This is a genomic window from Mesorhizobium sp. M7A.T.Ca.US.000.02.2.1 (genome assembly GCF_003996995.1).
In the GTDB taxonomy this organism is placed as follows: Bacteria; Pseudomonadota; Alphaproteobacteria; order Rhizobiales; family Rhizobiaceae; genus Mesorhizobium.
In genome coordinates, this window is record NZ_RZTT01000715.1 from 1 (window position 1) to 1,634 (window position 1,634).

The 1,634-nt window shown below is 67.2% G+C and carries 2 protein-coding genes; both read right to left on the reverse strand.

The annotated features are described in order from the left end of the window. Nucleotides 1-717, reverse strand: a 717-nt coding sequence (locus tag EOD15_RS33895) for a LysR family transcriptional regulator (RefSeq protein ID WP_148129806.1), incomplete at its 3' end; no start/stop codon positions are given. 2 nt (nt 718-719) lie between these two features. After that, nucleotides 720-1,634 (reverse strand): amidase (locus tag EOD15_RS33900; protein ID WP_127409278.1); only part of this gene is annotated, 915 nt, incomplete at its 5' end.

Here is a 1,634-nt window from a genome sequence, read left to right on the forward strand (position 1 = left end):
GCCGGTAAATCCGAGGCCCGCCACGGCCGCGGCTCTCGCCGTCATCGGGCTGTTGACCTCGACCGGACCGGACACCGAAACGCTCACCGGATCGCCATTGTCGCCCTTGAACGGCCAGTTGTTCAGTCCGCGGCCATTGGTGTCGACGATGCAAGGCATGCGGCTGAGATCCTGCGGCCTTGTCGGCATGCCATGCTTGGCGATCAGTTCGGGGGAGGCGCAGAGCTTTATCGAAAACGGCGCCAGCCGCCTGGCGATCAGCGACGAGTTCTCCAGCCGCGAGATGCGCACCGCAAGATCGAAGCCCTCCTCGACCAGATCGACGAAGCGGTCGTCGAGCTGGATGTCGAGCACGATGTCGGGATGCTGCTTGGCGAAGTCGATCAGCGACTGGCCGATCGGCGCGTCGGCGAAGGTGCGCGGCGCCGACAGCTTGATCCGGCCGCGCACGTCGCCGGAGGATTCACGCACCGCGTCGGCCAGGCTGTCGACCTCGCGCACGATCTCAGAGGCGCGCCGGTAATAGGTGTGGCCGGCCTCGGTCATCGAGAACTGGCGCGTGGTGCGGTTGAGCAGCAAAGCGCCGAGTTCGTCCTCCAGCTCGCGCACATATTTCGACAGCAAGGCCTTGGAACGGCCGATCTTGCGCGCCGCCGCCGAAAAGCCCTCGGCCTCGACCACGTCGATGAAGGCACGCATGCGCGTCAGTGTGTCCATGGTCAGGCCTTTCGTGCCGCGTCGAGAAGTTTCCGGCCGAGCCGTATCAGGGCAATGTCGCTGCCGGAAGGGCCAAGCAGCGACAGGCCGAACGGGGCGCCGGCGACCGAGCCGACGGGCAGCGTGATCTGTGGAAAACCAGACAGGCCGGCCAGGCACAGAAGTTGGAGCGCCCGTTCGCGATAGGCCTGGAACTGCTCCGGCGTGCTGTCCACGTAAGGCGCCGGACCAGGCACCGTCGGCAGGACAAGGAAGCCGTTCCTGCCGAGCAGGGCGTTCAGTTCGCCGCGAAAGGTCAGACGTCGCACCTTCTCGGCCTGGGCTGTCCTGTCATCGACGGCACGGCCAAAGCCGAAACGCTCCTCGACACCGGGGCCGAGGCCGCGCTCGCCGCTGGTGATCCATTCGCCATGCACCGCCCAGGCCTCCCTGGCCTGCAGCCGGCGAAAGCACCAGTAGAGTTCATCGGGAGATGAGGAGAAGCGCACTCCCGGCGTCACCGGCGCGCCGAAGACCTTGCCCGCCAGCCCCTTCATTTCACCATATTCGGCAAGCGCCGGTCGGGCGACCAATCCATCCAGCCAATCCAGCGCCAGCGGCCGGTCCAACACGTGCTGGTGCGGATCGCGGCCGAGCAGCAGCTTGCCGACGGTCTCGTAGGTCTCGATGTCGTCGGCGAACCAGCCGAACGTGTCGAGGCTCGGCGCCAGCTTCATCGTGCCGTCGAGCGGAATGCGGCCATGCGTGGTGCGCAGCCCGATCAGTCCGCAAAAGCTCGCCGGGGCGCGGATCGAGCCGCCGGTGTCTGAGCCGGTGGCGATATCGGCCAGCCTGCCCGCCACCGCCGCCGCCGACCCCGATGAGGAGCCGCCGGTGACGCGGTCGGGTGCCGCCGGGTTCACCGGAAACGAGAAATG